Annotated in this window: 21 protein-coding genes; 15 read left to right on the top strand and 6 right to left on the bottom strand. The window is 64.4% G+C overall.

Annotation, left to right across the window (positions count from 1 at the left end):
- Positions 1-2: 2 nt before the first annotated feature.
- Genes ACK4HJ_RS11965 through ilvA form a run of 3 tightly spaced genes read right to left on the bottom strand, consistent with a single transcriptional unit; the run spans position 3 to position 3,068 of the window.
- A complete protein-coding gene (locus tag ACK4HJ_RS11965) occupies positions 3-644 on the bottom strand; it encodes a histidine phosphatase family protein (protein ID WP_409831594.1) in 642 nt (213 codons plus the stop codon).
- Positions 641-1,450 carry an adenosylcobinamide-GDP ribazoletransferase gene (cobS, locus tag ACK4HJ_RS11960; RefSeq protein ID WP_409831592.1) on the bottom strand — a complete coding sequence of 270 codons (810 nt, stop codon included), beginning with the start codon at positions 1,448-1,450 and terminating at the stop codon, positions 641-643. Before cobS ends, ACK4HJ_RS11965 begins: the two co-directional genes overlap by 4 nt.
- 55 nt (positions 1,451-1,505) lie before the next feature.
- A complete protein-coding gene (gene ilvA, locus ACK4HJ_RS11955; RefSeq protein WP_409831589.1) occupies positions 1,506-3,068 on the bottom strand; it encodes a threonine ammonia-lyase, biosynthetic in 1,563 nt (520 codons plus the stop codon).
- Between the two features lie 359 nt (positions 3,069-3,427).
- On the opposite strand from ilvA, the gene ACK4HJ_RS11950 reads away from it, so the two are divergent.
- Positions 3,428-3,877 carry an OsmC family protein gene (locus ACK4HJ_RS11950; RefSeq protein ID WP_409831587.1) on the top strand — a complete coding sequence of 150 codons (450 nt, stop codon included), beginning with the start codon at positions 3,428-3,430 and terminating at the stop codon, positions 3,875-3,877.
- A gap of 37 nt (positions 3,878-3,914) precedes the next feature.
- Here the strand turns inward: ACK4HJ_RS11950 and coq7 are convergent, their stop codons facing one another.
- On the bottom strand, positions 3,915-4,532 hold the full coding sequence (gene coq7, locus ACK4HJ_RS11945; RefSeq protein WP_409831584.1) for a 2-polyprenyl-3-methyl-6-methoxy-1,4-benzoquinone monooxygenase: 618 nt from the start codon (positions 4,530-4,532) through the stop codon (positions 3,915-3,917).
- Between the two features lie 313 nt (positions 4,533-4,845).
- Between coq7 and ACK4HJ_RS11940 the strand changes: the two genes are divergently transcribed.
- From ACK4HJ_RS11940 to ACK4HJ_RS11895, 10 genes are all read left to right on the top strand, one after another.
- The gene (locus ACK4HJ_RS11940) at positions 4,846-5,892 is read left to right on the top strand and encodes a porin (protein ID WP_409831582.1); all 1,047 of its coding nucleotides are present in this window, start codon (positions 4,846-4,848) and stop codon (positions 5,890-5,892) included.
- Between the two features lie 545 nt (positions 5,893-6,437).
- Entirely contained in the window at positions 6,438-8,018 is a 1,581-nt protein-coding gene (locus tag ACK4HJ_RS11935; protein ID WP_409831580.1) for an ABC transporter substrate-binding protein, read from the top strand.
- Between the two features lie 147 nt (positions 8,019-8,165).
- On the top strand, positions 8,166-9,146 hold the full coding sequence (locus tag ACK4HJ_RS11930) for an ABC transporter permease (RefSeq protein ID WP_409831578.1): 981 nt from the start codon (positions 8,166-8,168) through the stop codon (positions 9,144-9,146).
- 150 nt (positions 9,147-9,296) lie between these two features.
- Positions 9,297-10,514: a M20 aminoacylase family protein gene (locus tag ACK4HJ_RS11925; RefSeq protein WP_409831575.1), complete on the top strand. Its 1,218-nt coding sequence runs from the start codon at positions 9,297-9,299 to the stop codon at positions 10,512-10,514.
- A gap of 92 nt (positions 10,515-10,606) precedes the next feature.
- Positions 10,607-12,187, top strand: a complete 1,581-nt coding sequence (locus ACK4HJ_RS11920) for an ABC transporter substrate-binding protein (protein WP_409831573.1) — start codon at positions 10,607-10,609, stop codon at positions 12,185-12,187.
- A gap of 104 nt (positions 12,188-12,291) precedes the next feature.
- On the top strand, positions 12,292-13,203 hold the full coding sequence (locus ACK4HJ_RS11915; protein WP_409831570.1) for an ABC transporter permease: 912 nt from the start codon (positions 12,292-12,294) through the stop codon (positions 13,201-13,203).
- Between the two features lie 40 nt (positions 13,204-13,243).
- The gene (locus tag ACK4HJ_RS11910) at positions 13,244-14,236 is read left to right on the top strand and encodes an ABC transporter ATP-binding protein (RefSeq protein ID WP_409831567.1); all 993 of its coding nucleotides are present in this window, start codon (positions 13,244-13,246) and stop codon (positions 14,234-14,236) included.
- Entirely contained in the window at positions 14,233-15,276 is a 1,044-nt protein-coding gene (locus tag ACK4HJ_RS11905; RefSeq protein WP_409831566.1) for an ABC transporter ATP-binding protein, read from the top strand. The genes ACK4HJ_RS11910 and ACK4HJ_RS11905 overlap by 4 nt, the downstream gene beginning before the upstream one ends.
- Positions 15,277-15,561: 285 nt before the next feature.
- On the top strand, positions 15,562-17,508 hold the full coding sequence (locus ACK4HJ_RS11900) for a bifunctional metallophosphatase/5'-nucleotidase (RefSeq protein ID WP_409831563.1): 1,947 nt from the start codon (positions 15,562-15,564) through the stop codon (positions 17,506-17,508).
- 193 nt (positions 17,509-17,701) lie between these two features.
- Positions 17,702-17,983, top strand: a complete 282-nt coding sequence (locus ACK4HJ_RS11895; RefSeq protein WP_409831560.1) for a hypothetical protein — start codon at positions 17,702-17,704, stop codon at positions 17,981-17,983.
- Between the two features lie 27 nt (positions 17,984-18,010).
- Here the strand turns inward: ACK4HJ_RS11895 and ACK4HJ_RS11890 are convergent, their stop codons facing one another.
- The gene (locus ACK4HJ_RS11890; RefSeq protein ID WP_409831558.1) at positions 18,011-18,856 is read right to left on the bottom strand and encodes a MurR/RpiR family transcriptional regulator; all 846 of its coding nucleotides are present in this window, start codon (positions 18,854-18,856) and stop codon (positions 18,011-18,013) included.
- 206 nt (positions 18,857-19,062) lie between these two features.
- On the opposite strand from ACK4HJ_RS11890, the gene ACK4HJ_RS11885 reads away from it, so the two are divergent.
- From ACK4HJ_RS11885 to tal, 4 genes are all read left to right on the top strand, one after another.
- On the top strand, positions 19,063-20,091 hold the full coding sequence (locus ACK4HJ_RS11885) for an ABC transporter substrate-binding protein (RefSeq protein ID WP_409831556.1): 1,029 nt from the start codon (positions 19,063-19,065) through the stop codon (positions 20,089-20,091).
- On the top strand, positions 20,091-22,322 hold the full coding sequence (locus ACK4HJ_RS11880; RefSeq protein WP_409831554.1) for an ABC transporter permease: 2,232 nt from the start codon (positions 20,091-20,093) through the stop codon (positions 22,320-22,322). The genes ACK4HJ_RS11885 and ACK4HJ_RS11880 overlap by 1 nt, the downstream gene beginning before the upstream one ends.
- A 26-nt stretch (positions 22,323-22,348) precedes the next feature.
- Complete coding sequence (locus ACK4HJ_RS11875) at positions 22,349-23,413, top strand: ABC transporter ATP-binding protein (RefSeq protein ID WP_409831551.1); 1,065 nt, start codon at positions 22,349-22,351, stop codon at positions 23,411-23,413.
- A gap of 296 nt (positions 23,414-23,709) precedes the next feature.
- Entirely contained in the window at positions 23,710-24,660 is a 951-nt protein-coding gene (tal, locus tag ACK4HJ_RS11870; protein WP_409831549.1) for a transaldolase, read from the top strand.
- A 431-nt stretch (positions 24,661-25,091) separates the two neighbouring features.
- On the opposite strand, the gene ACK4HJ_RS11865 is transcribed toward tal, so the two are convergent.
- Positions 25,092-25,324, bottom strand: a 233-nt coding sequence (locus tag ACK4HJ_RS11865; RefSeq protein WP_409831546.1) for a hypothetical protein, incomplete at its 5' end; no start/stop codon positions are given.

The raw sequence follows: 25,324 nt of genomic DNA, 5'->3' as shown, positions 1-25,324 counted from the left end.
AACTAATACCGAACAGAAGAGCCGCCCAGCGGCGGCGCCGGGCCCAGGCTGCAAATCTCCCAGCCGCCCCAGGCAGGGGCATACGCAGGCCATGTGTCGGGTTGGGGCGGGGCCTCCGAGCCGTGGGCCAGCAGCCAGGCCACACAGCGCGCCACGCCTGCGTGGGTGATCCACACCGCGTCCTGAACTCCCGAATCTGCATGCTGCTGCCGCGCTGCCTGCAGGGCCTGCCCCACGCGGGCCAGCATGGCGCGCAGGCTTTCGCCGCCGCCGGGGGGGTGGGTGTGAAAAGCGTCGGTCCAGGCATCAATGGCCGTCTTGCCAATCGCGTCCCAGGTCTGGCCCTCCCACTCGCCAAAGTCCATCTCGCGCAGGTGGGTGTCGGGTTGCGATATCAAATCAGGCCGTAGCGCTTGCAGATCAAGCGCCAGCAGCTCACATCTTTGTAGCGGAGAGTGCCACACCGCCGCGCTCCCGGGCAATGCCGCCGCCAGCCGCTGTGCCGCAGCCCGGGTGGCCGCCGGGTCTGCCGGCACATCGTGCTGGCCGTAGCACACGCCCGGTGCAATCAAAGGCTGCGCGTGGCGCACCAGCCAAAGCCGGGGCGGCGGCGGCAGCGCAGTGGCGGCCGCGTCCCAGGTCACAGCCAGCGCAGGGCCAGAGCCGCGCCCAGGTAAAAGCCGATCTCGCTGACTTGCTGCGTGGCGCCCAGGCAGTCCCCGGTAAAGCCCTGCAGGCGGCGCGCAAACCACCGGCCCATCCAGGCAGCGACCCCTGCGCTGGTCAGTACGGACGCTACTAAAAACATAGCTGGTAGCGCTTGCCAGACAAGCGCTAGCGGCAAAAAACACCAAAAAGCCGCCGCCACCAGCGCCCGACCCGTGATCTGGTCTGCCAGGGGTTTGCTTTTGGACCGCGCCGTGTCTCCCACATGGGGCAGGCTGCGCACGATCAGCAAGGGCCAGAAGCGCGACACCACATGCGCGCCCGCCAGCGCAGCCGCGGCGGCTGCCAGACTATGGGCGCCCAGCGCGCCCAGCAGGCTGACCTTGGCGAGCAGCGCCAGCACCAGCGCCATCGCGCCAAACGCGCCGATGCGTGAGTCCTTCATGATGTCCAGCGCGCGCTCGCGGTCGGCACTGCCGCCCAGGCCGTCGGCCACGTCGGCCAAGCCGTCTTCATGGAAGCCGCCGGTCATCAACACGGTGGCGATGGTGCAGAACGCCGCAGCCACCACCGGTGCCAGCGCATTGGGCGCCAGCGCCAGGTGCAGCGCGGCATATACGCCGGCCGCCAGCAGCGCCGCCAGCCAGCCCACGCCCGGAAAATGCGCCGCACTGGCGCGCAGCATGGCGGGGCTGAACCCTACCCACTCCGCCAGCCGCCCGGTGACGGGTATGCGGGTAAAGAACTGCACGGCCAACAGGTAATGGCGCAGGAATGAAGCCATCAAATTCAATAGCTGCCAGCGCTTGCTGGATAAGCGCTAGAGCTTGTTTTGACCATTATTTCTTGGACCGCAGGAAGAGCCGGTAGGCCGGGTTCTGTGTTTCCTCCACATACGGATAGCCCAGCGTGGCCAGGAAGGCGTCGAAGGCGGCCTTGTCTTCGGGCGGCACTTGCATGCCCACGAGGATGCGACCGTAGTCGGCGCCCTGGTTACGGTAGTGGAACAGGCTGATGTTCCAGGTCGGCTGCATCAAACTCAAAAATTTGAGCAGCGCGCCGGGCCGCTCAGGGAAGGTAAAGCGCATCAGGCGCTCGTCCTGCGCCAGCGCCGAGTGGCCGCCTACCAGGTGGCGCAGGTGTTCCTTGGCCAGCTCGTCGTGCGTCAAGTCCAGCGCCTCGAAGCCGTGGCGGCCGAAGTTCTTGGCGATCTTTTCAGATTCGCCCTTGCCGTTGGTGGTCAGGCCCACAAACACATGGGCCTGGGCTTCGTCGCTGATGCGGTAGTTGAACTCGGTCACGTTGCGCGGGCCACCGGGCAGGCCGCCCACCACCTCGCAGAAGCGGCGGAAACTGCCGCGTTCTTCGGGGATGGTGACGGCGAACAACGCCTCGCGCTCTTCACCCACTTCAGCGCGCTCGGCCACAAAGCGCAGCCGGTCGAAGTTCATGTTGGCGCCGCAGAGGATGGCGGCATAGGTCTCTCCCTTGGTCTTGTTCTTGGCTACATATTGTTTGATGGCCGCAACGGCCAGCGCCCCGGCGGGCTCGACGATGCTGCGTGTGTCCACAAAGATGTCCTTGATGGCGGCGCAGACGGCGTCCGTATCGACGGTGATGTAGTCATCCACCAGGCCCTGAGCCACGCGGAAGGTTTCCTCGCCCACCAGCTTCACAGCCGTGCCGTCGGAGAACAGGCCCACGTCGGCCAGCGTCACGCGCTCGTGGGCTTTCACCGACTGGATCATTGCGTCCGAGTCGTTCATCTGTACGCCGATCACCTTGATCTCGGGCCGCACGGCCTTGATGTAGTTGGCCACGCCCGAGATGAGCCCGCCGCCGCCAATGGCCACGAACACGGCATCGAGCTGGTTGCTGCCCAGGCTTTGCAGCTGGCGCAGGATTTCCATGGCAATGGTGCCCTGGCCGGCGATCACGTCCGGGTCGTCAAAAGGGTGCACGAAGGTCAGGCCTTCGTCCTTCTGTAGACGCGCCGCATGTTCATACGCATCCGAATAGCTGTCGCCATGCAGCACCACCTCGCCGCCCAGTGTCTTCACAGCGTCCACCTTGAGCTGGGGCGTGGTCGTGGGCATCACGATAACGGCGCGTGTACCCAGCTTGTGCGCGCTCATGGCCACGCCCTGGGCGTGGTTGCCGGCCGACGCACAGATCACGCCGCGCCGCAGCTGCTCGGGCGTGAGGTGCGCCATCTTGTTGTAGGCGCCCCGCAGCTTGAAGCTGAACACGGGTTGCTGGTCTTCGCGCTTCAGGAGCACCTTGTTGTGCAGGCGGCGGCTGAGGTTCTTGGCGGGTTCCAGCGCCGACTCCACCGCCACGTCGTACACGCGGGCGGTCAGGATCTTCTTCAGATAGTCGGCGGGAGAGAGGTGCTGGGTCATGGCAAGGCAGGTGGGGCCGCCGCTCGGCTTTGGCGGGGGCCCACATCATAGGGGGTCGTCTTGTAGGGCCTTTGTGCGGCCGCGGTCATGGCGCGGCGGGCGCTGGCCAAAAAAAAGCCCCGGGCCGTGAGGCCTGGGGCTGAATCCATCCTTTGAGGAGATGGAGGAGACAATCGGTGCGAGGCAAGTGCCGGATTCCGGGCTTCTTGCCGCCTGCCGTTTCCTTTCTGTTCGAAAGCGGCAGCGCATGGGCGAAGTTTAGCGCGAGTCTTGTTGCGATGCAGCAAAATTCGCATCAAATTCTTTTCGTTTCGGTTTTTCGTGCGAAAAAAACCACGCGTCATCAAGGAGAAACACAAATGGAATGCACAGTCAGCTGGACAGGCGGGGCCGGAACACGGTCCGGCATGGGTTTTGTGGCCGAAACCGGCAGCGGTCACGTCCTGGCCATGGACGGCGCCCCAGACGCGGTCAACCCCGCCAATGGCGGCCAGAATTTCGCCCCTCGCCCTATGGAAACAGTGCTTGCTGGTACGGGCGGCTGCACGGCCTATGACGTGGTGCTCATCCTCAAGCGCGGTCGCCACGACGTGCGCGGCTGCAGCGTCAAGCTGACCACAGAGCGCGCCCAGACCGATCCAAAGGTCTTCACCAAGATCCACATGCACTTCACGGTGACGGGCAAGGCCATCCCGCCTGCGGCCGTGGAGCGGGCCATTGCCATGAGCCACGACAAATACTGCTCGGCCAGCATCATGCTGGGCAAGACTGCCGAGATCACCACAGGATTCGAGGTGCTGGAGGCCTGAGCCTTCTTCCCGGAGCGCCGATGGGCCCGGCCACTGATTAAATATGGTGGGCGGTGGTTGTCATGACCTTGGCGGCCGCCCGCATCAGTGCCCGGGCCGGGGCGGGCAGCTGCAATGCCCCGCTGGCGCGTGCCTGCGCCGCGTGCCGTTCTTCATCCTGTTTCATGCGGTGGACCACGGCACGTGACGCCCGGTCTTCCTCTGGAAGCCTGCGCAGATGGCTTTGCAAGTGCGCCGCTACCTGGTTTTCCGTCTCCACCACAAACCCCAAACTGGCCCGGTCGCTGACCTTGGCAGTCACCGCCCCCAGAACAAAGGCTCCGGCAAACCACAGCGGGTTGAGCAGGCTGGGGCGCGCGCCCAGCGCGTCCAGGCGCTCCCGGGTCCAGGCGAGGTGATCGGTTTCCTCACGCGCCGCTTCCTGGAGGTGGGCTCTGAGCGCGGGGTCCTTTGTCACCGCCGCCTGGGAGGTATACAGGGCCTGTGCGCAGACCTCTCCCACATGGTTCACGCGCATCAGCGCACCCGAAAGCTGCTTCTGGGCAGCGCTCAGCGTGCCCTCTGCCATGCCGTGGGCGGGCGATTTTTCTGAGGCATGTGGGGACGCAAACAGAGTGCGCAAAGCGTTGTCGGCAGCAATGAAAAGAGAGTCCATGGAAGTCTGGGTATGGCAATAGCGTCGAAACACAATTTGCACTTCGACACAAATAAACGGGAGGTCTGCACCTTCGTTGTGCGCTCAGACAGCGATTTTGCCGCTACGCGCGGAAATGTTGCAACACTGCAACGGATTTTCCCTTTCAGGGCAATTGTGGGTGAATTCCTTTGCGAAACCCGGCCGGGTCTGGTGCAATAAGAGCAACTTCCCCACCAGGAGGTTGGCCCGGGGAACCGGCGGGACTGTGCAGGTGCTTTCACCATAGACCCCCCGTACCGGCGCCCTATGTTTAACCTTGGAGTAACTCGCAATGAAAAAATCCCTGATTGCCCTGGCTGTGCTGGCTGCTTCCGGCGCTGCAATGGCTCAATCTTCCGTGACCCTGTTCGGCGTGGTCGATGCAACCTACGCATACGGTAACGGCAGCGTCGCTAACCGTTCGCAACTGACGAACTCCGGCTACAACAGCAGCCGTCTGGGTTTCCGCGGCGTTGAAGATCTGGGTGGCGGTCTGTCCGCTTCGTTCTGGCTGGAAGCTGGCGTGAACAACGACAACGGTTCGGGTGCTGTGACCCCCACCAACAACCAAGGCGCCACCACTGGCGGCGGCGGTCTGACTTTCAACCGTCGTTCGACGGTGAGCCTGAACGGCGGCTTCGGTGAAGTCCGTCTGGGCCGTGACTACACGCCTCAATTCTGGAACCTGACCGTGTTCGATCCGTTCGGCACGAACGGCGTGGGCACGACCCAAACTCTGAGCTCCAGCCTGGGCGGCCCCACCAACGTGCGCGCTTCCAACTCCATCGGCTACTTCCTGCCTGGCAACCTGGGTGGTTTCTACGGCCAAGCCCAGTACTACATGGGTGAAAACCTGAGCAACGCTGCTAACAAGAAGGACGGCAACGGCCTGGCTCTGCGCGTTGGTTACGCCAACGGCCCCATCAACGTGGCTCTGGCTTTCTCTGAAACCAAGTTCCTGGCTGGCGATATCCAGTCCGTCAACCTGGGCGGTCAGTACGATCTGGGCATGGCCAAGATCATGGCTCACTACAGCCAAGACGACGTCGACAACGGCGCAGAAGGCAAGGGCTTCCTGATCGGTGGTCTGATCCCCGTGGGCGCTGGCGAAGTTCGTCTGTCGTACTCCACATACAAGATCGACACCGTCGGTGCTGACCCACGTACCAACAAGATGGCTCTGGGCTACGTGCACAACCTGTCCAAGCGTACGGCTCTGTACACCACCGTTGCTCGCGTGAGCAACAAGAACGGCGCTGCTTCCGCTCTGAACGGTTCCGTGACTGCTGCTGGCCGCAACTCCACCGGCTACGACATCGGTATCCGTCACAGCTTCTAATTGGACGCTGGCTAAGCCAGCAGTCTGATCAAAGCTTAAAAGCCGCCTTCGGGCGGCTTTTTTACTTCCCCATCGTTTTGTGTGGCTTGGATGCGTGCTAACTGGGACTTGATGCCGGCGGCCTTCGAGGTGTCGATCAAGGCGTTATGCCTTCGAGCGCTTGCGGCGCGCGGTGGGGCGTGCTGTTACTTTGGTGGTACTGCCAGATCGCCTTGCGCTTTGTTCGGCTAGTTCGCAATGGTCGCGACTCTGTATGCAGATGCAGTGCATTGGTGTCGCTTTGGAGCACAGGATTCACCGTTGAGTTGGTAACTCCGTGCACATCGGCAACCATGCCTTTGGACGGTAGAACTCCCCGTACCCTCCTCACGTAGGGGCTTGGCTGCTGGAGCGTCTTGGTGCGCCGCGTTGGCACCATCCTTGCATACTCAAAACTCTCGGAAATAGCCTTCAGAGGCCCTTCGTGGCGCCCGGGATTCAGGGATTTCCCGTTGGCTATAGAGCAACCTTTACTGCATAGTAAAACTTTTATTAAAGAGGGTTCCATGAAACTCAAATACAGTCTTTTGTCGGTGGCTGCGGCTGCTGCGTTGCTGGTGTCTCCAGCGCTCCACGCCAAGCCCTTCAAGTGGGCCAGCCAGGGCGAAATCGCGACGTGGGATATTCATTCACAGAACAACGCGCTGCAAAACGGCATTCATGCCAACGTGTATGAAAGCCTTGTCTACTACAACAGCAAGACGTTTGAGGTGGAGCCCGTGCTTGCCACTTCCTGGAAGGAAGTGAGCCCCACACAGGTGCGTTTTACGCTGCGCCAAGGCGTCAAGTTCCATGATGGGTCCGCCTTCACCGCGGACGATGCTGTGTACTCGCTCCAGCGCGCCATGGCCAAGACGTCGAACTTCACGCCCTACGTACAGGGCATCAGCAAAATCGTCAAGGTTGATGCACAGACCGTTGACGTGATCCTGTCGTCGCCCAACCCCGTGCTGCTGCGCCAGATGACGGAGCTGCGCATGATGAGCAAGGCCTGGGCTGAAAAGAACAAGTCTGTAGAACCCAAGGACATCAAGGGCACAGACGAGAATTTCGCCCACCGCAACGCAATGGGCACTGGCCCTTACACGCTCGAATCGTGGCAGCCCGATGTGAAGATGGTATTCAAGCGCAACCCTAACTGGTGGGGCAAGATGGACGGCAATGTGACGGAAATCGTCTACACGCCGATCAAGTCGGCCGCCACGCGCATTGCAGCACTGCTGTCGGGTGAAGTGGACATGGTGCTGGATCCTACGCCTCAAGATTTGGGCCGTCTGCGTGCCAGCCCTGACCTGAAGGTGATTGACGGTATTGAAAACCGCACCATCTTCCTGGGCATGGACCAGTTCCGTGACGAACTGCCAGGCTCCAACATCAAGGGCAAGAACCCTCTGAAGGACGTGCGCGTGCGCAAGGCCCTGTACCAGGCTATTGACGCCGACACGATCTCGCGCAACATCATGCGCGGCCTGGGCAAGCCCACCGGCACCATCGTGGCACCCCAAGTGGCTGGCTACACGGAGGCCGTGGGCAAGCGTCTTCCCTACAGCGTCGAAGCTTCCAAGAAGCTGCTGGCGGAAGCTGGTTACCCTGATGGTTTTGAAGTTGACTTTGCCTGCCCCAACAATCGCTATATCAACGACGAAGCGATCTGCCAGGCCGTGACCGCCATGTGGTCGCGCGTGGGCGTGAAGGCCAAGCTGCGCACGCTGCCGCTAGTGAACTATTTCCCCATGATCCAGCGCTACGAAGCCAGCATCTACATGCTGGGCTGGGGCGTGCCGACGTTTGACGCGCTGTACAGCCTGCAGTCGCTGGTGCGCACGGTGGGCCAGGGCGGTGACGGCAACTACAACGTGGGCCGCTACAGCAACCAGCGCATGGACTACTTGGTGGACCGCATCAAGGCCGAGACGGATGCACCTGTGCGTGCCCGCATGCTGACGGAAGCGCTGCAACTGTCCAACGACACCGTGTCACACATCCCCCTGCACGACCAGGTCATCCCCTGGGCCGTGAAGAAGAACATCGAGCTGGTGCACCGCGCGGACAACCGCGTGGATATGCGTACTGTCAAGGTCAACTGATTTATCCTCGGTGACCCTTCAAGGAGAGCAAGGACCGCATGGTCCTTGCTCTCTTTGGTTTAGTTAGACGACGACGTATTGCCCGTCAGCGCTCCCGCCATCAAAAGTGGCCGCAGCGCTCCCATCGAACACTCACTCGACTTTCCGATGCTTGCCTTTATTTTGCGCCGCCTGATCCAGGCTGTGATTGTCATGGTCACGGTGGCCTTCATCTCCTTCATGCTGTTCCAGTATGTGGGCGACCCCGTGGTGTTTCTGCTGGGCCAGGACGCCACCCCCGAGCAGATCCGCGAGCTGCGCGCTTCGCTGGGCCTCGACAAACCCTTCTTTGTGCAGTTTGGCCACTTTCTGGTGAACGCTGCCCAGGGCGAATTCGGCCTGAGTCTGCGCCAGGGCGCCAAGGTGTCGCGCCTGATTGCCGAGCGCTTCCCGGCCACGCTGGAACTGGCCCTGGTGGCCGCCTTCCTGGCCCTTGTGCTGGGTGTGCCCATGGGCGTGTACGCGGCGCTCAAGCGCGGCACGTTCACCAGCCAGGTGTTCATGACGCTGTCGCTGCTGGGCGTGTCCCTGCCCACTTTCCTGATCGGTATCCTGCTGATCCTGGTGTTTGCCGTGACCCTGGGCTGGTTCCCCAGCTTCGGCCGCGGCGAGGTGGTGCAGATGGGCTGGTGGAGCACGGGTCTCCTCAAGGCCAAAGGTTGGCACCACATCATCCTGCCGGCGGTCACGCTGGCGATCTTCCAGCTGACGCTGATCATGCGGCTGGTGCGCGCCGAGATGCTGGAGGTGCTGCGCACCGACTACATCAAGTTCGCGCGTGCCCGAGGCCTGTCCAACCGGGCCATTCACTTTGGCCACGCGCTCAAGAACACGCTGGTGCCCGTGATGACCATCACCGGCCTGCAGTTGGGCGGCCTGATCGCGTTTGCCATCATCACCGAGACCGTGTTCCAGTGGCCGGGCATGGGTCTGCTGTTCATCCAGGCCGTGACATTTGCCGACATCCCGGTGATGGCCGCCTACCTGTGTCTGATCGCGCTGATCTTCGTGGTCATCAACCTTGTGGTGGACCTGTTGTACTTTGCGGTGGATCCGCGCCTGCGCGTGGGCAAGGCGGGGGGACACTAGAGATGAAGCCCCCCCTGAGTCGCCTGCGGCCCCTTTCCCCTAAAGGGGGACGCCACCCTCACTGCGGGGCGGCCCTTGCTCGGTGTCCCTGGCTGGGGCGGCGCCCCGTTCACGCGCCTCAGGCCGCGCGCAGTGCTGCGGAAATCTGACATGCAATCGCTTCGCTACAAAGCCGGAGGCCGGGCGTTCGCGCACATCGCGCAATACCACCCCGAGTTGACCGCGCTGCGCCGCGACCTGCATGCGCACCCCGAACTGGGCTTTGAAGAGGTCTATACCGGCAGCAGGGTGAAGGAAGCCCTTAAAGCCTGCGGCGTGGACGAGGTCCACGACGGTATCGGCCGTACGGGCATCGTTGCCGTGGTACGCGGGCGCAGCACGGCCAGTGGCAGCATGGTGGGCCTGCGCGCCGACATGGACGCGCTGCCGCTGACCGAGCACAACGACTTCACCTGGAAGTCGTGCAAGCCCGGGCTGATGCATGGCTGCGGGCACGACGGCCACACCGCCATGCTGGTGGGGGCCGCGCGCTACCTGGCCGAAACGCGCAACTTTGATGGCACGGCCGTGCTGATCTTCCAGCCAGGCGAAGAAGGCCTGGCGGGCGCGCGCGTGATGATGGAAGACGGCCTGTTCGACCGTTTTCCGGTGCAGTCGGTGTACGCCATGCACAACTGGCCAGCCATGAAGCCGGGCACGGTGGGGCTGAACCCCGGTCCGATGATGGCGGCGGCAGATCGCGTGACGATTGAGATCACTGGCCGCGGCGGCCACGGTGCCCACGCCTACCAGACGGTGGACGTGGTGCTGGTGGCGGCGCACATCATCACGGCCGCGCAGAGCATCGTGGCGCGCAACGTGCGGCCCATCGAGAGTGCCGTGGTCAGCCTGTGCGCCGTGCAGGCGGGCGACCTGGGCGCCTTCAGTGTGCTGCCGGGTTCGGCCACGTTGGTCGGCACCGTGCGCACCTTTGATCCGCAGGTGCAGGAAATGGTGGAGCGCCGCCTCAAAGAGATGTGCAACGCCATCGCCCTGGGCTTCGGCGCCACGGCCACGGTGAACTACGAGCGCATTTACCCCGCCACCATCAACAGCGAAGGCGAAGCCCAGTTCGCGGGCGACGTGGCCGAGTCCCTTGTGGGCGCCGACCATGTGGTGCGCGACCTGGAGCCCAGCATGGGCGCGGAAGACTTTGCTTTCATGCTGCAGACCAAGCCGGGCGCCTACCTGCGCATCGGCCAGGGCATGGGGGCCAGCGGCAGCGCGTTGCACAACAGCCGGTACGACTTCAACGACGACATCCTGCCGCTGGGCTCGGCGCTGCACGCCAGCCTCATCGAGCAGTCCATGCCGCTGCCCGCCGCTTGAACTGCGCCATCGCTAAACCGCTGACCTGTCCATCATTCCCTGTGTTTCCTTTCCACACTCCAGACACACTTTTCACAACCAGGAGGTTTCCGATGAAATTCCAGAAAAAAGTTGCCCGTTCAGCAATCTTTGCCGCGCTGGCCGCCGCGAGCCTGGTCGCCAGCGCCCAGACCATCCGCATCGCGAACCAGGGTGACTCGCTGTCAATGGACCCGCATTCGCTTAACGAGTCGCTGCAGCTGAGCGTCACCGGCAATGTGTACGAACCCCTTGTGGCGCGCAACAAGGACCTGAGCCTGGCTCCCGCCCTGGCCACCAGCTGGAAGCAGACCTCGCCCACCGTGTGGCGGTTCGAGCTGCGCAAAGGCGTGCAATTCCATGACGGCACGCCGTTCACCGCCGACGACGTGGTGTTCAGCTTTGCGCGCACCCAGGTGGAAGGCTCGGACATGAAGAGCTACACCAACGACTTCAAGGAAGTGCGCAAGATCGACGACCACACGGTGGAGATCGAAACCAAGGCGCCTTTCCCCATCGTGCCGGACGTGATCTCGCTGGTGTACATCATGAGCAAGAAATGGTGTGAGACCAACCAGGCGACGGCCCCTGTGGATCGCCGCAAGGGCATCGAGAACGCGGCTTCGTTCCGTGCCAACGGCACCGGCCCGTTCCGCCTGCGCGAGCGCCAGCCCAACGTGCGTTCGGTGTTCACCCGCAACGGCACCTACTGGGGCAAGATCGAAGGCAACGTGAATGAAGTCATCTTCACGCCCATCGGCAACGACGCCACCCGCGTGGCGGCCCTGCTGTCGGGCGAAGTGGACGTGATGGAACCTGTCCCGGTGCAGGACATCGAGCGCGTGAATGCCAGCCCCAACACGCGCGCCATCACCGGCCCCGAGCTGCGCACCATCTTCCTGGGCATGGACCAGAAGCGCGACGAACTGCTGTACTCCAACGTCAAGGGCAAGAACCCCTTCAAGGACAAGCGCGTGCGCCAGGCCTTCTACCAGGCCATCGACATCGAAGGCATCAAGCGCACGGTGATGCGCGGAGCGTCCAACCCCTCCGCGCTGCTGGTGGGCCCTGGCATCAACGGCTTCCAGCCCGACACCAAGCGCCTGCCTCATGACGTGGAAGCCGCAAAGAAGCTCATGGCTGAAGCGGGCTACCCCAACGGCTTTGAAGTGACCATGAACTGCCCGAACGACCGTTACGTTAATGACGGCCGCATCTGCCAGACCGTGGCCGCCAACCTCTCGCGCATTAACGTCAAGATCAACCTGGCGGCCGAGACCAAGGGCACCTATTTCCCCAAGGTGCTGCGCCGCGACACCAGCTTCTACATGCTGGGCTGGACGCCTTCCACCTATGACGCGCACAACGCGCTCAACGCACTGGTGCGCTGCGTGGACGACAAGGGCGCGGGCCAGTTCAACCTGGGTGCGTATTGCAACCCCAAGGTGGACGAGCTCACGCTCAAGATCCAGTCCGAGACAGACAAGACCAAGCGCGACGCCATGATCAAGGAAGCCTTTGACCTGCATGCCGCCGACGTGGGCCACCTGCCGCTGCATCAGCAGGCGCTGGCCTGGGGCGTGAAGAAGAACGTGAAGCTCGTGCAGCTGGCCGACAACTTCATGCACTTCAAGTGGATGAGCATCGAGAAGTAATTCAACCCCCCGGGCCCGATGCAACCGACCTTGCAGACGGCCCACGGCAACCCGCGGCGGCTACCCGCCCCGCGGGTTGTCATCTGTTAACTGGTTTCCCCACAATGAAAACTACCCTTGCCCGCTGGTTCGACAGCGACATCGGCTACAGCTTCCGCACCTCGCCCATGGCGATGGTCGCTGCCGCCATTGCCTTGATCTGTGTGTTCTGTTCGCTGTTTGCCGGATGGGTTGCTCCGCACAACCCATTTGACCTGGCGACGCTGGAACTCAGCGACGCGCGGCTGCCGCCCGCCTGGAGCGCCGAAGGCTCCATGAAATACCCCCTGGGCACCGATGACCAAGGCCGCGACATTCTTTCTGCGCTGATCTACGGCGCGCGCATCTCCCTCGTGGTGGGCCTGGCGTCCGTGGTCCTGTCCGTGGTGGTGGGCGTCGCCTTCGGCCTGCTGGCGGGCTTCCGCGGCGGCTGGATCGACGGCGTGCTCATGCGCCTGTGCGACGTGATGCTGTCCTTCCCCGCCATCCTGGTGGCGCTGCTGATTGCCGGCGTGGGCCGCGCGCTGTTTCCCAACGCGCACGAGTCGTTGGCCTTTGGCGTGCTGATCCTGTCCATCTCGCTCACCGGCTGGGTGCAGTACGCGCGCACGGTGCGCGGCTCCACGCTGGTGGAGCGCAACAAGGAATACGTGCAGGCCGCGCGCGTGACCGGCGTGTCCTCGCTGCGCATCATGCGCAAGCACGTGCTGCCCAACGTGATGGGCCCCGTCATGGTGCTGGCCACCATCCAGGTGGCCACGGCCATCATCACCGAGGCCACGCTGTCCTTCCTGGGCGTGGGCGCGCCGCCCACCTCGCCCTCGTTGGGCACGCTGATCCGCATCGGCAACGACTACCTGTTCTCGGGCGAATGGTGGATCACCGTGTTCCCTGGCGCCATGCTGGTGCTGATTGCCCTGTCGGTGAACCTGCTGGGCGACTGGCTGCGTGATGCCCTGAACCCCCGCCTGCGTTGACTGGCCCCCGCTGTTTATTTGTGAAGCAGGCACCTATCCCATGTCTCTCCTAGAAGTCAAAAACCTCGTAGTCGAATTTCCTGGCCGCCGCGGCACCCTGCGTGCGCTGGACGACATCTCCTTCTCCATCGCACCCGGCGAGATCCTGGGCGTGGTGGGGGAGTCCGGCGCGGGCAAATCGCTCACCGGCGCCGCCATCATCGGCCTGCTGGAGCCACCGGGTCGCGTGGCCTCGGGCCAGATCCTGCTGGAGGGCCAGCGTATCGACAACCTCAGCAACGACCAGATGCGGACCATCCGAGGCCGCCGCATCGGCGCGATCTTCCAGGATCCGCTGACCTCGCTGAACCCGCTGTACACCGTGGGCCGCCAGCTGACGGAAACCATCCTGGCCCACCTGCCCGTGAGCGCCGCTGAAGCGCGCAAGCGCGCGATCGATCTGCTGAAGGACACTGGCATTCCGGCCGCCGAAGAGCGCATCGACCACTACCCGCACCAGTTCTCTGGCGGCATGCGCCAGCGGGTGGTGATCGCGCTGGCCCTCGCGGCCGAGCCCAAGCTCATCGTGGCCGACGAACCCACCACGGCGCTGGATGTGTCCATCCAGGCGCAGATCATCACGCTGCTCAAAAACATCTGCAAATCCCGCGGTGCGGCCGTGATGCTCATCACCCACGACATGGGCGTGATCGCTGAAACCTGCGACCGCGTGGCCGTGCTGTATGCCGGCCGCGTGGCCGAGATCGGCCCCGTGCACGACGTGATCAACAAGCCCTCGCACCCCTACACCGCCGGGCTGATGGCATCCATCCCTGATATGGAGCAGGACCGCGAGCGCCTGAACCAGATTGACGGCGCCATGCCGCGCCTGAACGCCATCCCCAAGGGCTGTGCCTACAACCCCCGCTGCCCCAAGACCTTTGACCGCTGCATGACCGAACGCCCCGAACTCATGGCCGCTGGCACCACCCGTGCCGCTTGCTGGCTGCACGCTGGCGCCCCCGCCGCCCCCCGCGCCGAGGTGACCGCATGAGCGCCGCAGCGACCACCCCCCGCGCAGCCAGCGCTGCGCCCGCGCAGAGCAATGCCCTCGTCCGGGCGCACGACCTGGCCAAGACCTTCGACGTGTCCGCCCCCTGGCTCAACCGTGTGATCGAGCGCAAGCCCCGCACGCTGCTGCATGCGGTGGATGGCGTGAGCTTCGAGATCGAAAAAGGCAAGACGCTGGCCCTGGTGGGCGAATCGGGCTGCGGCAAAAGCACCGTGGCCCGACTGCTGGTGGGCCTGTACGAGCCCACGCGCGGCGGCCTCACGTTTGACGGCCAGGACGCGCACGCCGCATTCAAGGGTAACGACGCGCGCGCCATGCGCCGCCGCATTCAGATGATCTTCCAGGACCCGTACGCCAGCCTGAACCCGCGCTGGCTGGTGGAAGACATCATCGGCGAGCCGCTTAAGGAGCACGGCCTCATTACCGACAAAGCGCAGCTCAAGGAGCGCGTGGGCGAGCTGCTCAAGTCCGTGGGCCTGTCGCCGCTGGACATGGTCAAGTACCCCCACCAGTTCTCCGGCGGCCAGCGCCAGCGCATTTCCATCGCGCGCGCCCTGGCCACCGAGCCCGAGTTCCTGGTTTGCGACGAGCCCACCAGCGCGCTGGACGTGTCGGTGCAGGCGCAGGTGCTCAACATCATGAAGGACCTGCAGCGCCAGCGGCAGCTCACCTACCTGTTCATCAGCCACAACCTGGCCGTGGTGCGCCACGTGAGCGACCAGGTCGGCGTGATGTACCTGGGCCGCCTGGTGGAGCTGGCCGACAAGCACACGCTGTTTGACACCCCGCGCCATCCCTACACCCGCATGCTGCTCGATGCTATCCCCAAGATGCACGACACCGGCAAGGCGCGCACCCCCGTGCAGGGCGAAGTGCCCAACCCGCTGAATCCACCACCCGGCTGCGCCTTCAACCCCCGGTGCCCGCACGCCAATGACCGCTGCCGCAACGAGCGGCCCCAGCTGCTGTCCATCGGCGGCATCCGCATCGCGTGTCATGCGGTGGAAGAGGGACGGATCTAAATCAGGAAATGCTCCTTAATCAATAGCTGTTAGCGCTTGTTGGATAAGCGCGAGAGCCTGTTTTGATTCATAAAAACGAATCGCAGCAGACCCTTCACGCCACGGGCTCCGCCGAGGAGCCCGTGGCGTTTTTGCGTGGGCGCTTGCCAGCGCGTGCCGCCCGGCCATTCATGCGCCTGTCATCTTCGGTGCGGACCATGCACGTCTTTGTGCACGCACATGCACCCGCGTTCGCGGGTACGCAGGTAGGCACCGAACATTTGGAGAAGAAAGCCGATGATGACAATGGGGTGGTTTACACAGCAGCGCGGGACGGCGCGCACGCATGGGCAAGGGCAGGGCATAACGAAGCGCCTGGGCGTGGGGCTGCTGGCCCTTGCAGCGGCCGGCGCCCTGGTGGCCTGTGGCGGCTCGGGCAACAGCGAGCCTGCAGGCAAGCCGCTCACGCTGACCATCCTGCACATCAACGACCACCACTCCACGCTGGAGTCGCGCTCCAAGACGCTCAAGCTCTCGGCCGGCGGCGCATCGGCCGTGGATGTGGCCGTGGATGCCGGCGGTTTTCCGCGCGTGACGGCCGCTATCAACGAGCTGGCGGCCCAATCCACCAACGTGCTCAAGCTGCACGCGGGCGACGCCCTGACCGGCACGCTGTACTTCAATCGCGCGGGCGCCGACGGCGAGGCCGACGCGGCCATGATGAACACCGTGTGCTTTGACGCCTTTACCCTGGGCAACCACGAGTTCGACAAGGGCGACAGCGGCCTCAAGGGCTTTCTGGACCTGCTGCGCAAGGGCAATTGCAAGACGCCGGTGCTCAGCGCCAACGTGCAGTTCGGCCCCAACTCGGCGCTCAACGCCACGCGCGCCCAGGGGTATGTGAGCCCCTCCACCGTGGTGGAGCGCGACGGCCAGAAGATCGGCATCGTGGGCCTGACCATCGCGCAAAAGACCCAGGCCTCGTCCAGCCCCGACGCAGGCACCACCTTCCAGGATGAAACGGCTGCCGCCCAGCGCGAGATCGACGCACTGCGCGCCAAAAGCATCAACAAGATCATCGTGCTGAGCCACATCGGCTACGACTACGACAAACAGGTGGCTTCGCGCCTGTCGGGTGTGGACGTGGTGGTGGGCGGCGACTCGCACACGCTCCTCGGGCCGGAGGCCTTGCGCACTGCCGGCGTGGGTTCGCCCGCAGGCGCCTATCCCACCCGCACCACCGACAAGGACGGCAAGCCCGTGTGCGTGGTGCAGGCCTGGGAATACGCGCAGGTCGTGGGCGAGCTCAAGGTCAGCTTCAACGCAGAGGGCGAGGTCACGCAGTGCGCGGGCACGCCCCATGTGCTGATCGGCGACAACTTCACCATCGCCGGCAAGGCGGCTACAGATGCCGAGAAGGCCGCCCTCAAGACCAGCGCCGCTGCCACGGGGGTGTTGCGCGTCACCACGCCGTCCGCATCGGCCACCACCACGCTGCAGCCCTTCAAGGACCGTGTGTCCGTGTTCAACCAGACCCAGGTGGCCGTGGTGCCGCAGGAGCTGTGCTCGCGCCGCGTGCCCGGGGGCGTGGGCTCGGTGGACTACAGCCGCTCCAGCGCGGCCTGCAACGCCGAAGGCAGCGTGAGCCTGCGCGGCGGCGACATTCAGCAGCTGGTCGCCCAGGCCTACCTGGACGTTGCCAACGAAAAGTACGGCGGCGCCGACATTACCCTGCAAAGCGGCGGCGGCGTGCGCATCCCGCTGCAAGGCACGGTGACGGCCGCGCAGGTGATCCAGGTGCTGCCGTTCGGCAACATGCTGTTCCGCCTGGACATCACCGGCGCCGAGGTCAAGGGCATGCTCGAAGACGGCCTGGAGGCCGTATACGGCCCGGGCGGCTCCACCGGCCCGTACCCCTACACCGGCGGCCTGCGCTACGACGTGAACGCCAAGGCCGCCTTCGGCAGCCGCGTGACCAACATCGAAGTGCGCAACCCAGCCACCGGCACTTGGGGCCCGCTGGACCCGGCCAAAACCTACAAGCTGTTCGTGCTGAGCTTCAACGCCACCGGCGGCGACGGCTACAAGACCCTGGCCGCCGTGCCCGCCGCCCGCCGCCTGGACATCGGCGTGCTGGATGCCGACGTGTTCTTCAGCTACATCGACAAACAGCCCAAGGACGCCACCACCGGCCTGCCCGTGCTCACGCGCCTGCCCGTGGAGCTATACAGCACCAAGAGTTTTACGAACTGAGCTGAGATTTGAAGCAAAAATGGCTGCCAGCGCTTGATGGTAGAGCGCTAGCAGCTATATTTTTTGTAGCTTATCTTTGCACGGCCGCATGAGGCTGGCGCAAGGCTGCGATTGCGTCCCACCCATATCGCTATAGTTCGCGCGCCGGCACTTGATGCCGGCAACCTGCGACCACAGCGCGAGGAGGCGCGACATGAAACTACAAATCGAACGGCTGTCACCCCACCAGAACGCCAAGGTCTTTGGTGTTCTCATGGCCTTGGGGTCCTTGGTCTTCCTAGTCCCGTTCTTTCTCTTCGCGTTGCTGCTGGCGCCCGCCGAGCAAGCGCCACCGGTCTGGATGGTGCTGATCTTCCCGGTTATCTACCTGGTGGTCGGCTACCTCTCCATGGTGGCAGGCTGTGCGCTGTACAACGTGATGTTCAAGTATGTCGGCGGCTTCGAATACATCGCACAACCCAAGGACGCTGGCTGAGGCAGCCCCGCGCCTGTGCGGGCCACCTCACGCGTAGCGCTTGGCCCGCAGGTTTTCCTTCATCTGCTGCAGGATGGGTTGCAGCGAACTGCCGATCCGCAGCGCCACGCAGGTGGCCAGCACGTCGATGATGAGCAGGTGCATGAGGCGCGACACCATCGGGCTGTAGCGGTCGTAACCCTCGGGGTGGTCGGCCGCCAGGTGGATCTGGCAGGTGCTGGCCAGCGGCGAGCCGCTGGCGGTGATGGCGATGGTGGTGGCGCCGTTCTTGCGTGCGATGTCGGCCGCGTCCATCAGGTCGCGCGTGCGGCCGGAGTTGGAAATGATCACCGCACAGTCGCCCGGGCCCAGCAGGGTGGCGCTCATCACCTGCATGTGGCCGTCGCTGGTGGCAATGGATGTGACACCCAACCGGAAGAACTTGTGCTGCGCATCCTGCGCCACGATGCCGGAGTTGCCCACGCCATAGAACTCGATGCGCTTACCGGTCTTCCAGGTGCCGGCAATGGCCTCGGCCGCGCGCTCCAGCGCCACGGTGCTGGCGGCGTTGCGGTATTGCAAGAAGGCCGCCACGGCGTTGTCCACCACCTTCACCAGCACGTCGCCGGTCTTGTCGTCCACGTCCACGCTGCGGTGGATAAAAGGCACGCCCTCGCTCACGCTGCCCGCAAGCTTGAGCTTGAAGTCCGCCAGCCCGTCGTAGCCCATGCTGCGGCAAAAACGCACCACGGTGGGTTTGCTTACATGGGCGCGTTCGGCCAGTTCGCGCACCGGCAGTCGTGCAAAGGTGCGGGGGTCGCTCAGCACGAGCTTGGCAACGCGCTGCTCGGCAGGGGCCAGGGACGAAAGCGAGGCGGTGATGCGGTCCAGCATGGGTGCGTGTTCCCGGGGGAGGCGGCAACAAAAAAGGAGGAAAGAGGCGAGGGAAATAAATGGTAACTGCGTTTCATGGACAGCGGGGCGCGGGTTACAGCGGCGATGCCGTTTCGGCGTGGGTGTTATCCCGGTGTCCTGTGGCACAGGGCGGGTCTACGATGGTCTGTAACCTTGTTGTCATATTTCCACTCCAGAGACGAACCATGTCCAAGTTCTCCCGCACCACCCTTGCCGCTGCCTCACTGCTTGTTGTGTCCGCCACCTCCGCCCATGCTCAGGGCCAGGTCAACATCATCTGCTCGGTGCAGGCCGAGTGGTGCAACCTGATGTCCACCGTGTATTCCAAGACCACCGGCACCAAGGTCAACATGACGGCCAAGGGCTCGGGCGAAGCGCTCGCACAGCTCAACGCCGAGAAGGCCAACCCCAAGACCGACATCTGGTTTGGCGGCACGGGCGACCCGCACCTGCAGGCGGCCGAGCAAGGCCTCACGCTCGAGTACAAATCGGCCCAGCTCGCGCAACTGCATCCTTGGGCGCAGAAGCAGGCCGCTGACTCCAAGTACCGCACTGTGGGCGTGTACCTGGGCCCGCTGGGCTTTGGCTACAACACCGAGCTGCTGGGCAAGCGCAAGCTGAAAGCCCCGCAGTCCTGGGCCGACCTGCTCAAGCCCGAGTTCAAGGGCGAGGTGCAGATGGCCAACCCCGCATCCAGCGGCACGGCTTACACCATGATCGCCACCCTGGTGCAGATCATGGGTGAGGAAAAGGCCTTTGAATACCTCAAGGCCCTGCACCCCAACATCAGCACCTACACCCGCTCGGGCACGGCGCCCGTCAAGGCCGCGGCGCGTGGCGAGACCACCATCTCGGTGAGCTTTGTGCACGACGTGACCACCGAGGCGGTCAACGGCTTCCCCGTGGGCTCTGTCACCCCGTCCGAAGGCACGGGCGCCGAGGTGGGTTCGATGAGCATCGTCAAGAACGGCCCCAATACCGAGGCCGCCAAGAAGTTCTACGAATGGGCGCTCACGCCCGGTGGCCAGCAGTTTGGCCTGGCGGCCAAGCAGTTCCAGCTGCCCAGCAACACGCAGGTGCCCAAAGACCCGCGCATGACCGACCCCGCCAAGATCAAGCTCATCAACTACGACTACGCCAAGTACGGTGCCAGCGCCGAGCGCCGCCGCCTGATTGCGCGCTGGGAAAAAGAAGTCCAGAACGCGGCGCGCTGATGGCGGCCGCGTCTGTGGCGATGGGGATCGCGCCCCGGCGGGCGGTGGCGGCCAACCGGCCCCTGTGGGCCTGGGTGCTGATCGGTGTGCTGGGCTACCTGCTGCTGCCCTGGTATGCGCAGCAGGACGCCAACGGCCTGCTGGCCGTGGGCCAAGTGTGGGGCGATGCGCAGGCCGCCAATGGCCTGCTGCAGGCCGCGCAGCATGGGCGCCCCTGGCTGTGGCTGGGCCTGCTGGGCCTGGCTGTGGCGGGCGTGGGCACAGCCCTGCCTGCGGGCCGCCAGCAAGGCGCTGTGTTGGTGGCCGGAGGTGCACTGGGGCTGGTGGCCTTGCTGCTCGGTGGCTTCACCATTGGCGCGCGCGGCTGGGCGTTTGAATGGATGAATGCCAGCCTGGGCGAACTGGGCACACGCCAGCCCGGCATGGGCTGGGGTGGCTTTGTGGTGCTGTCGGCGCTGCTGGTGCTGCTGTCGTTTGGCGTTGCGCGGCGAGGCTTCTTCAAGGGCGATCTGTTTGTGGCCGCAGCCGTGCTGGGCTGTGGCAGCCTGCTGGGGCTGTTCATCGTGTTTCCGGTGCTCAAGGCGCTGTCAGCCGCGTTTTTTCTGGAGGACGGCCCGTTCTCGCTGGCCGTGATGTGGGAGCGCATCGCACACGAGCGCAACTTTGGCCTGGCCTGCCTGGGGGGCGGGCAGCGCTGCGGCGTGGCGTGGAACACGCTGTTCCTGGGCCTCATGACAGCGACCAGCACCACGCTGCTGGGCACCTTCATGGCGCTGATGGCCGAGCGTGCCTCGCGCCGCTATGCGCGGCCGCTCAACATCGTGGCGCTGCTGCCCATCATCACGCCGCCCTTTGTGGTGGGTCTGGGGCTCATCCTGCTGTTCGGCCGCGCGGGCGTGTTCAACCAGTTTCTGGAGTACGCGTTTGGCATCACGCCCACGCGCTGGTTCTACGGCTGGTTCGGCGTGTGGGTGGCACAGACCTTCGCCTTCACGCCGATCGCCTTCATGATCATGCGCGGCGTGGTGCAGGGCGTGGCCCCCAGCCTGGAAGAGGCCGCACAAACCCTGCGCGCCAGCCCGCACCAGACCTTCATGACCGTCACGCTGCCGCTGCTCAAGCCCGGCCTGGCCAACGCCTTCCTGGTGGGCTTCATCGAAAGCATGGCCGACTTCGGCAACCCCATCGTGGTGGGCGGGCAGTTCTCGGTGCTGTCCACCGAAATCTTCTTCGCCATCGTGGGCGCGCAGTACGACCAGGGCCGTGCCGCATCGCTGGCCTGGATCCTCACGCTGTTCGCGCTCACTGTGTTCGCCATTCAGCGCGGGCTGCTGGGCAAGCAGAACTTCACCACCGTCTCGGGCAAGGGCGATGCAGGCATTGCCATGCCGCTGCCCCAAGGCGTGCGCCGCGTGGTGCACTCCGTTGCGCTGCCCTGGATGGCGTTCACCCTCATCGTGTACCTGTTCGCGCTCGCCGGTGGTTTTGTGCAGACCTGGGGGCGCGACTACACGATTACCCTGGCGCATTTCCGCACCGCGTTCAGCGTGGAATGGGGGCAGTTCGGTGTGGTGTGGGCGGGCACGGCGTGGAACTCGTTCTTCACGACCATCAAGCTCGCCGCCATTTCGGCGCCGCTCACGGCCACGCTGGGCATCGGCATTGCGTGGCTGCTGGCGCGCACCGAGTTCCGGGGGCAGGGCGCGTTCGAGTTCTCGGCCTTGCTGGCGTTTGCCATCCCGGGCACGGTGCTGGGCGTGAGCTACATCCTGGCCTTCAACGTGCCGCCGTTCGAGCTGACGGGCACGGCGCTCATCATTGTGTTGTGCTTCATGTTCCGCAATTTGCCGGTGGGCGTGCGGGCGGGCACGGCGGCTTTCAAGCAGCTCGACCGGTCGCTGGATGAAGCGTCCGTCATGCTGCGCGCAGGCAGCGTGCAGACGCTGCGCCACGTGGTGCTGCCGCTGCTCAAGCCCGCGCTGGTGGCCGCGCTGGTCTACAGCTTTGTGCGCGCCATCACCACCGTGAGCGCGGTGATCTTCCTGGTCACGGCCGAGAACGAGCTGGCCACCACCTACATCATCGGCCGCGTGGGCAATGGCGACTATGGCGTGGCGCTGGCGTACTGCACGGTGCTCATCATCCTCATGTCGGCCTCCATCGGACTCATTCAACTGCTCGTCGGCGACCGCAAGCTTGGGCGGCGTGCAGCCGCACCCGCCGCGCACTGACCCCTCTCCAAAAGAAGAACAACGCCATGAACCACAGCGACGCGGGCATCGTGTTCCGCAACATCACCAAGCGCTACGGCACTGACAGCAGTGCGGCCTTGGCTGTCAAGGGCATCAGCTTCGAGGTGCCACGCGGCACGCTCACCACCATCCTCGGCCCCTCGGGCTGCGGCAAGACGACCACCTTGCGCATGATTGCGGGGCTGGAGTCGCCCACCTCCGGTGAGATCTTCATCGGCGGCAAGGACGTGACCACGCTAGGCCCCGCGCAGCGCAACGTGAGCATGATGTTCCAGAGCTACGCGCTGTTCCCGCACATGAACGTGGTGGAGAACGTGATGTACGGCCTGCGCATGTCCGGCCAAGCCAAGGAGGCGGCCCGCGCCAAGGCCGTGGAGGCGCTGCGCGGCGTGGGCCTGGTGGGGTTTGACGACCGCCTGCCCAGCGAGCTGTCGGGCGGCCAGCAGCAGCGTGTGGCCCTGGCACGCGCGCTGGTGCTGGAGCCCGAGGTGCTGCTGTTCGACGAGCCCTTGTCCAACCTCGACGCGCGCCTGCGCCGCGAGATGCGCGAAGAAATCCGTGCGCTGCAGCAGCGCCTGTCGCTCACGGTGGCCTACGTCACGCACGACCAGGCCGAGGCCATGGCCGTGAGCGACCAGATCATCGTGATGAACCAGGGCCTGATTGCGCAAAAAGGCTCGCCCCGCGCGCTGTACGAAACCCCGCACAGCGAATTCGTGGCCGGCTTCATGGGCGAGGCCATGCTGTTCCCGGCTGTGGCCGACGCTGACGGCACGGTGGCGCTTGGCCCGCTGGTGCTGCGCCCGCGCGTGGCGGTGAAGAGCGGCCCGGTGAAGGTGGCGGTGCGACCCGAAGCCTGGCGCATCACCCGCCAGGGCGAGGGGCTTCTGCCCGCGCGGCTGACCAAGTCGGCCTACCTGGGCGCGGTGCACGAATACACGTTCGAAACCGCGCTGGGGAGCATCTTCGTGGTGTCGGCCGACCTAGACGATGTGTTGAGCGTGGATGACGAGGTGGGGCTGGGCCTGGGTGCCCATGGCGTATCTGTGGTTGGTAGTATCGAGGGTTAGAGCCTGTTTGCGATCTCCCAGGGGTCGCGCAGTGGCCTTTGCGGGATGGGATGCAAGGCGCGGTGCGCAGCCAATAGCACTGCTATGGGCAAGCGCCGCAACGCCGCAGACCGCCCGCAAAGACCACTGCCCGAAGGGTTGGAGCGAAATCGGACGATTGAACGCCTCGGCTGCTTGCATGGGCATGAGCCCATGCGGCGCATCCGAAGCCTCCACTCATCCCGATTGCGCACCAACGCGATCCCCTGGGAGGTCGCAGATAGGCTCTACGGCCAATGCGGAATAATGGCGCCACCATGACGAACCAACTCGACGCCCTCAAACAGTTCACCACCGTGGTTGCCGACACCGGCGACTTCAAGCAACTGGCGCAGTTCCAGCCCCAGGACGCCACCACCAACCCGTCGCTGATCCTCAAGGCCGTGCAAAAGCCCGAGTACGCGCCGCTGCTGCAGGACACCGTGGCCCAGTTCCGGGGCCGCCCGATGGATGAAATCATCGACCGCCTGCTCGTGCGCTTCGGCCGAGAGATCCTGGCCACCATCCCGGGCCGCGTGTCCACCGAAGTCGATGCCCGCCTGAGCTTTGACACCAGCGCCACCGTCACGCGCGCCGAACGCATCATCGAGCTGTACCAGGCGGAAGGCATCCACATCGACCGCGTGCTCATCAAGATTGCCTCCACCTGGGAAGGCATCAAGGCCGCCGAGCAGCTGGAGCGCAAGGGCATCCATACCAACCTCACGCTGCTGTTCTCGTTTGCCCAGGCAGTGGCCTGCGGCGACGCCAAGGTGCAGCTGATCTCGCCCTTTGTCGGCCGCATCTACGACTGGTACAAGAAGCAGGCAGGCGCCAGCTGGGACGAGGCCGCGCGCGCTGGCGCCAACGACCCGGGCGTGCAGTCGGTCACGCAGATCTACAACCACTACAAGCGCTTTGGCATTGCCACCGAGGTGATGGGGGCGAGTTTCCGCAACGTGGGGCAGATCACTGCGCTTGCTGGGTGTGACTTGTTGACGATTGCGCCGGAGCTGCTGGCGCAGCTGGCGGCGAGCGATGCGCCGTTGCAGCGGGCGCTGGATGCCGAGGCTGCGAAGGCCATGGATCTGCCTGCGGTGAACTATGACGAGGCGGGGTTCCGCTATGCGTTGAATGAGGACGCGATGGCTACGGAGAAGCTGGCCGAAGGGATTCGGGCGTTTGCTGCGGATGCGGTGAAGCTGGAGAAGATGATTCTCGCGGCTTGAGACTCGGGTTTGGGTGATTTTGGCGGCTAGCGCTTGTTTGGTAAGCGCTAGCCGCTATTGTTTTTGTAGCTTCTTGTTTTGCGATGGGACGGAGGGGATGTGGAGGCTTGGGCTGCGCGCTTACCCGTTCGGGCTGAGCTTGTCGAAGCCTGGGCGCCTCCTTATCCGTTAGAGCTTGTTGAAGCTGGGGCACTGCTCGCAAGCTCGCTGATGGGCAGCATGCCTGTGCTGAGTGCGGAGGCCGGGTCTCGGCCCGGCGGCCGAGGTACTTGTTCTTTGCTTCGCCAAAGAAAAGTACCCAAAAGAAAGGCGACCCCCAGTCTGCGACCCCTGCGCTGCGCTACGGGGCAAACCTGCGTCGTGTCGGTTGCGGGGTGCGCCGCAGAACTCACTTCGCGCCTGCGGCGCTCCGTTCAAACAACTGCGGCGAGCTAGAGCACGAAGTATGGGCGCTTCGACGCCCATGCCACCCCGCAACCGCCCCACCACAGGCGCAGCCAGAGGGGTGGGGCAGCCAAACAGCCAAACAGCCAAACAGCCAAACAGCCAAACAGCCAAACAGCCAAACAGCCAAACAGCCAAACAGCCAAACAGCCAAACAGCCAAACAGCCAAACAGCCAAACAGCCAAACAGCCAAACAGCCAAACAGCCAAACAGCCAAAC

The organism is Acidovorax sp., from assembly GCF_046294525.1.
Lineage (GTDB): Bacteria > Pseudomonadota > Gammaproteobacteria > Burkholderiales > Burkholderiaceae_C > Acidovorax.
Note: the sequence above shows the minus strand (reverse complement) of the source record. Positions and strands in the feature narration are given on the sequence as shown.